General features: G+C 45.9%; 10 protein-coding genes. All 10 read right to left on the minus strand.

The genetic code is table 11. From position 1 onward, the window contains the following. Window positions 1-1,069: D-alanyl-D-alanine carboxypeptidase family protein (locus tag ACZ25G_RS04700; RefSeq protein ID WP_463681708.1), on the minus strand; the 1,069-nt coding region annotated here is incomplete at its 3' end. A 582-nt stretch (window positions 1,070-1,651) separates the two neighbouring features. Next, the gene (hydF, locus tag ACZ25G_RS04705) at window positions 1,652-2,836 is read right to left on the minus strand and encodes a [FeFe] hydrogenase H-cluster maturation GTPase HydF (RefSeq protein ID WP_463681709.1); all 1,185 of its coding nucleotides are present in this window, start codon (window positions 2,834-2,836) and stop codon (window positions 1,652-1,654) included. Between the two features lie 101 nt (window positions 2,837-2,937). Next, window positions 2,938-4,356 (minus strand): [FeFe] hydrogenase H-cluster radical SAM maturase HydG, encoded by a 1,419-nt coding sequence (hydG, locus tag ACZ25G_RS04710; RefSeq protein WP_342681363.1) that lies wholly within the window; start codon window positions 4,354-4,356, stop codon window positions 2,938-2,940. 15 nt (window positions 4,357-4,371) lie between these two features. Then, on the minus strand, window positions 4,372-5,400 hold the full coding sequence (gene hydE, locus ACZ25G_RS04715) for a [FeFe] hydrogenase H-cluster radical SAM maturase HydE (RefSeq protein WP_342681362.1): 1,029 nt from the start codon (window positions 5,398-5,400) through the stop codon (window positions 4,372-4,374). Next, window positions 5,363-5,632: a TM1266 family iron-only hydrogenase system putative regulator gene (locus ACZ25G_RS04720; RefSeq protein ID WP_191483260.1), complete on the minus strand. Its 270-nt coding sequence runs from the start codon at window positions 5,630-5,632 to the stop codon at window positions 5,363-5,365. The genes hydE and ACZ25G_RS04720 overlap by 38 nt, the downstream gene beginning before the upstream one ends. Window positions 5,633-5,888: 256 nt before the next feature. Further along, window positions 5,889-7,067, minus strand: a complete 1,179-nt coding sequence (locus ACZ25G_RS04725; protein ID WP_463681710.1) for a cation:proton antiporter — start codon at window positions 7,065-7,067, stop codon at window positions 5,889-5,891. A 35-nt stretch (window positions 7,068-7,102) separates the two neighbouring features. Next, window positions 7,103-7,444, minus strand: a complete 342-nt coding sequence (locus ACZ25G_RS04730) for a hypothetical protein (protein WP_191483258.1) — start codon at window positions 7,442-7,444, stop codon at window positions 7,103-7,105. A gap of 125 nt (window positions 7,445-7,569) precedes the next feature. Then, entirely contained in the window at window positions 7,570-8,163 is a 594-nt protein-coding gene (locus tag ACZ25G_RS04735; protein WP_191483257.1) for an HD domain-containing protein, read from the minus strand. A 16-nt stretch (window positions 8,164-8,179) separates the two neighbouring features. Then, window positions 8,180-8,998 (minus strand): ABC transporter permease subunit, encoded by an 819-nt coding sequence (locus ACZ25G_RS04740; protein ID WP_463681711.1) that lies wholly within the window; start codon window positions 8,996-8,998, stop codon window positions 8,180-8,182. Next, window positions 8,995-9,813 (minus strand): ABC transporter ATP-binding protein (locus ACZ25G_RS04745; protein WP_463681712.1); only part of this gene is annotated, 819 nt, incomplete at its 5' end. The genes ACZ25G_RS04745 and ACZ25G_RS04740, both read right to left, overlap by 4 nt.

Consider the following 9,813-nt stretch of genomic DNA (forward strand, 5'->3'; position numbering starts at 1 on the left):
CTGCCTGGATTTCCTGATCCAGCAGATAATATTCTGGCACATGGATTTTTACCTGCACATCGTCTTCGGTGAGATGGTTATGAATCAGATAAGAAACCGTAGGGGCGGAGGAAATCGTTACATCTCCGGCGAGCTGGCCAAATTTATCCATAATATCCACTCCAGCCGGGATTTCTTTCGCAACATCAATGTCTATGCTCTTAAAGTTCTCAAAACCATAGTTAAGCAGGGTTTCGCAATCTTGATATTTCGCATTTGCCGCCACACTCTTCAGCAAAACGCAGATCAGCCTACGTCCATCCCGTTCGCCCAAAGCCATCATGGTATTGTTGGCCTCTTCTGTCCAGCCGAGTTTGCCGCCAACCACATCCTCATTATAATAATAAGAGGATTGGATCATCTGATTTTGATTCCAAAAATAACGTTCGGATTCCTGGTTATTGGTAGGCGCCATAGTATACTGATCTGTGCTGATGATCTTTTCAAAGTCTGGCAAGGTCAATGCATACTTGGTAATCAGGGCAAGATCATATGCCGTAGTATAATGGTTATCATCATGAAGCCCATGAGAATTGACAAAGTGGGTGTTGCCTGCCCCCAATTGCTGCGCCTTCTCATTCATCATTTCAACAAAGTGATCCAGGGAACCCCCAATGGATTTGGCAATTAACGCGGTTGCATCATTGGCCGATTCCAAAAGACATGCGTAGAGGGCATCCTTTAAGCTGATCCTTTCCCCTACTGTCAGTGCAATATGACTGGTTTCAAACCCATAGGAATACACATCGTCGATGATCTCTTGATCCGCCGTAAGAATACTATCCATATCGCCATTTTCAAGGGCCAGAATTGCTGTCATAATTTTGGTTAGGCTTGCCGGAAACATCTTCCGGTTCATATCCTTTTCGAATAGAACCTGTCCTGTATCCGCATCAATCATCACAGCTGTCTCTGATATGATCTGATCTGGTGAAAGTGTGCAATCTGGTACTGTATCAGACACACTGTTTTCTGGTTCTGCTACATTTGTCTGGGCAAACGAAATGGTAATCAATAAATTGCATATCATAAAAATCGCTAAAATAGCGCAAATTTTTCTCATAGTTCCTCCATGTGCCTTTGTCCTGCCGTCTATCTTCTCTTCCATTTTCTATAGAGCTTCTTCCTGTATTTAGAAGCACACAAAACCGGACAGTTCCTTTATCCAACCGCCCGTCAATCATCAAATGTTGTTAATCGGTATTATTATACCAATATTTTTATTGAAATGAAATGTAAGGCTATTATTGTTAACAAAATTGTAAAAATACCAATTCTTTTTCATCCAATATTTGTAATAAATATAAGTTATTATTGCAATTTATATCATTCCGTAATATATTTTTGAACGTTCCTAGCTCTCGGCCTTCTCGGCCTCGCTCTAGATGGCCAAAAAAATAGCGGCTTTCGCCGCTATCTTATTGCTTCGCAATATCCTTTCTCAATGGCCCTAGCTCTCGGCCTTCCCGGCCTCGCTCTAGATGGCCAAAAAAAATAGCGGCTTTCGCCGCTATCTTATTGCTTCGCAATATCTTTTCTCCATGGCCCTAGCTCTCGGCCTTCTCGGCCTCGCTCTAGATGGCCAAAAAAATAGCGGCTTTCGCCGCTATTTTTAATACACCACTCTGTCCAAGATGCCTTTCACCTTTGCAATGAAAATACCGTAATTGGTGATCGGTACGCCCTGTTTCACACAATGTTCCACACGAGAAAGCATATACTTTCGATTGAACATACATCCTCCACAATGAATAACTAAGGCATAGGATGTCAGATCATCAGGAAAATCGTTGCCGGAACGTACATCAATACTGATCTTTTCTCCAATCTTTTTCCGAAGCATCTGCGGAATTTTAATGCGTCCAATATCTCCATCTAACGGATTATGGGTGCAAGCCTCTAGGATCAGAACCTTATCTGTTTCTTTTAAGGTGTCTAATTTGGCGGCTCCTTTGACAAAAACATCAATATCTCCTTTGAATTTCGCCATCAGCACAGAAAAAGAAGTAAGTTTTGTTCCCTTTGGAGTCAGCTTAGCCACAATGTCAAAGACCTGGGAATCGGTAATAATGAGCTGTGGCGGATCTTTATAGAGACGCAATGCCGCTTCCAACTGGTCTGTCGTCACAATGGAAACCAGCGCTTTATGATCGAGCAAATCCCGAATAGTTTGTACTTGGGGCAAGATCAATCGCCCCTTGGGGGCCTGGATATCCTGTGGGGCCACCAATAAAACATGATCCCCAGCCTTGGCCACCTCTCCCGTAATGGAAATATCCTCATCAGAAGGTGCCTTGGACGCGATCATTGCTTTTAACTTGTCAATGCCCTTTCCAGTTTTAGCGCTGACAGATACAAAGGAAAATTGTTTCACCCAGGATGGAATTTGATCATTTTCGTCGCTTTTATTGACAGCGACGATGATCGGAATCTTTTTTTCTTTGAGACGGTCTATCCATTTTTCTTCCTCAGAAAAATCATTGTTTCGCGCATCAATAACCAAAATAGCGATATCTGTTTTCTCAATGACTTGAGCTGTACGTTCTGTTCTCATCGCTCCCAGCTCTCCATCATCGTCAAAGCCTGCCGTATCTATCAAAACACAGGGGCCCAGCGGGTGTAATTCGATGGATTTATAAACCGGATCCGTGGTTGTACCTGCCACAGGGCTGACCAATGCCGTCTGCTGGGAAGCAATCGCATTGATCAGGGACGATTTTCCACTGTTAGTGCGTCCAAAAATCCCGATATGTGTACGGGTGCTGTTTGGCGTTTGATTGATTTCATTGACTGGCATAGTCTTCCCCCTTCTAAATTTTAAAATTCAATTTAAACGAAAAGGGGGTTCAAATCCCCTGCGCACCGCCCAATGAGATTCGAACCCCCTTGTTCTATGTCTTAGAAGCGGAAATCCCGCATTCCCTCATTCATCTCTTCCAGATGCTTGAGAACAATCTGTCTTACCTTATCGCTGGGAATCTTATCAATTTCTTTTCGGATGAGTGCTTCTCCCTTTGCCTTTGTTTCAGGAGAAGCATAGTCCTCCAGATACTCTTTCAAGGTCATCAGCGCGTTGGGCTGGCAGCAGTTGGCAATCTGTCCCGATTTAACCAGCTGCATAAACCGGTCTCCCGTTCTTCCTTCTCGGTAGCAAGCTGTGCAGAAGCTGGGAATGTATCCCATATCCAAAAGCCAGCCAACCACTTCATCCAAGGTACGGGTATCATTGAGTTCAAACTGGGAAGAGTTCTCCTCGATTTTCTCCTTTTCCACATATCCTCCCACACTGGTGGAAGATCCTCCGCTGATCTGGGAAACGCCCAGATGGAGCACCCGCTTTCTGGATTCCGGTGTCTCACGGGTGGAGATAATCAGGCCCGTATAGGGTACCGCAATCCGCAGCACAGCTACGATTTTTGCAAAAATATCATCCGAAATAGCGTTGGTGAACTCATCGGGATCCACATCATCCGCTGGACGGATACGAGGCACGCTGATGGTATGTGGTCCCACTCCCATGGCTGCTTCCAGATGCTCAGCATGCATCAGCAATCCTACAAAATCATACCGGTAAAGATTCAGTCCAAAAAGGACGCCACAGCCTACATCATCAATACCGCCTTCCATGGCCCGATCCATGGCCTCGGTGTGATAAGCATAATTACTTTTCGGTCCTGTGGGATGCAGCTGCTCGTAGGCTTTCTTGTTGTAGGTTTCCTGGAACAGTATGTAGGTACCAATGCCAGCCTCTTTCAGCTTCCGGTAATTTTCTACCGTTGTGGCAGCGATGTTGACATTAACGCGGCGAATGGCTCCATTTTTATGTTTGATAGAGTAGATGGTCTTAATACTCTCCAACACATATTCAATGGGGCAACGGACCGGATCTTCTCCGGTTTCCAACGCCAAACGCTTGTGTCCCATGTCCTGCAACGCAATGACTTCCTTGACGATCTCCTCCTGGGACAGCTGTTTTCTCCGAATGTGCTTATTCTTCTGATGATACGGACAGTAGGTACATCCATTGACACAGTAATTGGAAAGATAGAGCGGCGCAAACATGACGATTCGGTTACCGTAAAACTTCTGTTTGATCTCCTGCGCTAGGGCATACATCTTCTCATTTAAATCTTCCTGGTCGCAGTCGAGAAGTACAGCCGCTTCCCGGTGAGAGAGTCCCTTGCAGGTCTTTGCCTTTTCTAGCAAGCTTTCAATCAGCTCCCGGTTACTTTTGTTTTTCTCGGCATATTCCAGGGTTTCCATAATCTCGCCGTCATCGATGAACTCGGTGGCAACTTTCGATTTGACATTATACATGTTCCACACTTCTTTCTATAAAGGTTGTTTCCCCAATCGGCGGATAGAATCTTCTAAATCCCTCCGCCCCTTATATATATCGTCATCCAAACTGAGGTTGGATGGGTATATCTCATAGAGCCTGCGATATATGCCCGGTGTCACCTTTCGCATGATGACATTGGCGCCACAGGAAAAAATATCATCCTTTTCTCCGTCATCCAATACTCCCAGTGCCGTGGTGGCCGGGAGATTCAATTGTGGCATGAGAATCCGGCTCAGCGCTACCGCCCGTTTGGTTAGTTCTGTGCTCCCGTCTGGATGGTCTTTTAAGGGGGTATCTGGGTGGGCAATAAACGGGCCGATTCCAGCCATATCGCACCCAAGCCGCTGTAAGGTTAGGATGTCATTGGCAATGGTATCGTTTGTCTGCCCTGGAAGGCCAATCATAAACCCGCTTCCTGTTTCATAGCCCAATTCTTTGAGCCATTGCAGACACTGTAGCCGGTTTTCCAAGGTCCCACAGGGATGCAGGCTCCTGTAAATATCAGGATCTGAGGTTTCATGTTTGAGCAGATACCTGTCGGCGCCGCATTCCTTCCAATAAGCATATTCCTCCCGGCTTCGCTCCCCCAAGCTTAGCGTAATGGCAATGGGACATTGGTCCTTAATTCCCCGGATGATCCTGCCCACCATTTCCTTATCATAGGCCGGATCCTCTCCAGACTGAAGGACGATGGTCTGATATCCTGCCCGATATGCAATGAGGACGGTATTTATAATTTCTTTTTCATCCATCCGGTAACGTTGTAGCTTCAAGTTTGTCCTGTTGAGCCCACAATAGCGGCACTGCCGGCGGCAATAGTTAGAAAACTCAAGGATAGCACGGATTCTAACAACTCCATGGTTCTGACGTTCATTATACCGGTCAGCCAGCTGATACACTGGGAAAAAGTCGTCCATACCCAACAGCTTTGACAGGGTATCTTTGGAAAGATTTCCTCCCATGGACAACTCTTTTGTCAGCTCATTCATCGGATTGTTTCCGGTCACTGGTCTTTGCATACAGCGATTTGACTCCTATCCCTTTGATGTTTCCAAGTTTGCCGGACAAAGCACTGACTATATTTTCCGGGGCATCTACCACCACGGAGATGATATTGACCCCCTTTGCACGATAGGGCAGCCCCATTCTCCCCACTACATAGGGAGCATATTGATGCAGCAGCTCATTGACAGTTCGAACAGCCTCTTCTTCCTCCACCACAATGCCGATCAGCGCTAATTTTGTTTCCAAACTGATCCCCCCAATGAAATAAAAACACCCCACGACAAAGACCTGTCGTGGGGTGCAAATTCATCCCAACTGCACTTTAAGCATGACGAAAATGACCACCAACTTTATCTCAGGTCTAAGCCCTCGAAGATGAGAAGGTTTTTTGTACATCACCTTGCCAGCAGGACTCCTCCCACTGGTGAGGTTACTATCACTATATCATTTTGTTGTGGAAAAGTCAAAAACTTTCTCACATTTTACTTGTTGTTTTGAAAGTTTAAGCGTCAGCACTAATTTCTCCGGCTTTCTTCAGGCAGATTTTCGTTACCATCGGTCCAATAATTTCATAAATAAGGGTCGCGCAGAGAACAACCGCCCGAATTACGCTGGCGTATTGGGGAACTACCGATTCTGCCACTAGGCTCAGTCCTATGGCTACACCAGCCTGCGGGACCAATGTGGGGCCAAGCCAACGCCGTACTGTCTCAGGAGCTTTCATCAAAGCAGCTCCCGCCCACGCGCCGAACATCTTTCCTGCCACACGCAGAACAACATAAATAACTCCCACCAAGCCAATAGTCGGAATGACCGACAGTTGCAATTCAGCACCGGAAATAACGAAAAAGATCATAAAAAGCGGAGGAGTGACTGAGTCGGTGATCTTCATAATCGTATCCGAAGTTGAGCTCACATTGGCCAGGATTGCTCCCATGCTCATACACATCATCAGAGATGAGACATTGAGCAAGGTGGAGAGGGCAATGGCAATAAAAACAAAAGCAATAGACAAAATGAGGCGATTGCTGCTGCTTTTAAACCAGCGCAAAACAAAGGAAAAAATTGCTCCCAGCAGCGCGCCTATTACTACCGCAGTAGCGATTTCAATAAAGGGGTCTAAAATTGAAAGCAGCGGAGAGCCAGATGCTGGTGACTCAATGGATTTGGCAACTGTTACAGCAAATCCAAAGGCGATCAAGGCGACAGCATCATCCAAGGCTACAACGCTAAGGAGCGTTTCGGTCAGGGGCCCCTTCGCCTTATACTGCTTGATTACCATGACGGTAGCTGCTGGTGCGGTAGCCGCGGCAATTGCCCCCAAAACCAGCGAAAAAGGCACCTCATATCCCGCGATAATGAGTCCAAGAATGACAAAAATTACCGCAACAACTGCCTCAAAAATTGCGATCACTATAGGGGTAACGCCTACCCGTTTAAAATAACTGATTTTGAACTCACTGCCAACAGAAAAAGCAATGAAGCCCAAAGCCATATCGGATAATATGCTCATTTGTGAGACAATATCCCCGGGAATCAGACCAAGAACCGAAGGTCCGATAATCAGTCCCGCCACCAGATATCCTGTTACATTCGGCAATTTTACCCTTTTGGCCAGTTTTCCAAATATCAATCCAGAAAACAGGATACATGCCAAATAAAAAAGTATTCCTAGTTCCATCTTGATTTCTATCCTTTACAGTATCTTCTCCAAATTTATTTGTCCCCATGGATTCCTTTGATGAAATCCACCGGCACAGTGAATACAATACCGGTGTCCGGCTGGGACAAATCTCCCACCACATCCTCAATTGCCTCTACCGCTGACGGTACCTGCTCATCTCTAAGTACCGTGAGAATGGTCTTGTTTTCATCCCGGTCTGGATCCAAAATAGCCCGCAACGATCCTAAAAAGGAGTCATCCATATAGTCTGACAACGCCCGCGCCATACCTGTACTATTGAGAATCGTGGCGCCATTAATCTGTAGATCGGTAAACCGCGCCAATAATGGCTCCAATGTTTCAACCTTGTTGAGAATAAGCACAAGAAGCTTCATATCCCCCACCCTTTCAGAAGTGTATATTTTTATTATAGCATTTTTAGGAAAAGATTGCAAAAATCACAATTAAAAAGCCGCAGTCTTCCGCGGCTTTTTGTATAAACTTATTAAGTACAAAAAAGCTATTCTTTGAGCCAGCCTTTTTCGATAGAATCCTTGATAATAAACTGAACCACTTTCCAGAGCTCTGGAGCTGCTTTTTCAATAATAGCGGCCCTGGCATAGACATCCTTGCTTGTGACCGTTCCAATATGCCAGGTATGACCCTGTGTCATATAGTTATTAATCAACGGCTGTAGGCGATCGATAGATGCGGCATATTGTGCATCCGGAGTTTCCATCTGGTCAAATTCCTCCCAAAGATCCCGGATTTCCTTTCCCTGATCTTCCGGAAGCATGCCAAACAACTTGTCCGCAGCCTTCTTTTCCCGCTCTTCCTTGTCTTCGTTCCCCTTTTTGTCGTAGGCAAAGGTATCCCCTGCATAAACCTCGATGAGATCATGAACCAGCGCCATCCGCAGTACCCGGTAAAAATCCACCTTTGAGCCATCCGCGTATTCACTAAGTAGCATAGCCATCAGGGCAAAATGCCAGGAATGCTCCGCATCATTCTCACGGCGGGATTTATCCACCAACAATGTCTGCCGCAGGACATTCTTCATTTGGTCCACTTCCACCAAAAAACGCAATTGTTTTTGAAGTCTTGTCTCTTCCATCATCAATTCACCTTCCCTAAATTTTTAGATCTTTATTCAGATACCAGATATAACTGAGCGCTACAAATAGAAGGATAGCACACCCTCCGATAATTCCTGCATGAATATCGATAGCTTCATTGGCAACGAGGGTTGCCGGTGTGCTATAGTGCACAGGTGAAAAATACCACAGTACCGACAGGGAATCCATCAGCTTGGATGCAATCCCCGCAAAATAGGTCAGAAACACCGTTCCTACGGCTACCGGCACAGCCGCTTTATGACTGTGCGTCACGGAGGATAGAAAAAATCCAAACGCCATAAAAATAAAACAGCTCAACAGCATTCCAGCAAAGACAATGCCAAGCTTGGGAAGCAGCTCCATAAAATTCTCGTTTTCCGGCAGAAATAGATAGACAGTCCCAAGGGAAACCAACGCCACTATGACAGTATAAATCAAAAACAAAAATACATTGGCCAGAATTTTCTGGGTCACGATGGCAGCTCTTGTCACCGGCTGGGCATAAAGGAATTCAATGGTTCCATCACTTTCTTCCCGGACCAAAGACCCAATCCCCATGACCGCCGCCAGAATAGCACTGGCCAAGAGGATATATTGGAACACATAGGCAAAGTATTCCTCAATCTGGGAGAAATCCGGCATGTCCGTTAGATTGAAAGCCTCCAGCATCTCCTGCGGCATGGCCTGCAAAGCATTCTCCATCACTTCTCCCATTGCTTCGCCGCTCATACTAGGGAACACACACATAAAAATGCCGATGACCGCCGCCATGATGAGAGCCCAAATCAGGATACCCTTTCTTCCACTGCGAAATTCCAGTCTAAATACATTCATGATTTATCCCCACCTTCATAATAAGAAAGGAATTTATCCTCCAGATCAAAATCGCGGACAGATAGATCCTGAATGTGATATCGGGATAGTGTTTTCAGAACCGCGTTAATATCTCCATGGCTAAGGAAACGGATGGTGTCGTTATCTTGAGAAAGAAGCTCTCCGTCAAACTCACCTAAAATCGCCAGATCAAATTCCGGAGCAACAACCGAGAAAATTTTTCCATTTTCCCGAGCACGGCCTAGTTCGGTAACTTCGATGAGCCGTCCCTCCTTGATAAACGCCGCCTTCTGGCAGAAATGCTCTACTTCTGCAAGATTGTGGCTGGACATAAAAACAGTAAGCCCTGTCTCATTGCGCTTTTTCAATACCTCAAAGAGGGTCTTTTGCATGAGTGGATCGAGGCCACTGGTTGGTTCGTCCAGGATGAGCAATGCTGGACAGGTAACCAACGCTGCCACAATGGCCACCTTCTTTTTGTTGCCCAGGGAAAGTTCTCCCATCTTCTTATCGGGATCAATCTCGAATTGCTCCATGAGCTGGTCGGCTACAGCATCCCAGCGCATATGATGAAACCTCAGCGCCGTCTTGATCATTTGATATCCTGTCAAATTGCGGTAAAAGCGCACCTCGCTCGGCACATAGGAGGTTACTCTCTTGATGATTTCTGAACTTTTTACACAGTCCTTTGCAAAAATCCTACAACTGCCGGAGGTAGGAAAAAGAAAGCCCAGCAAAAGCTTGATGGTGGTGGATTTTCCTGCTCCATTCGGGCCGATAAAGCCAAAGCGCTCCCCTTCCTGTACCTCAAGATC

The sequence above is a fragment of the Zongyangia sp. genome (assembly GCF_965361945.1).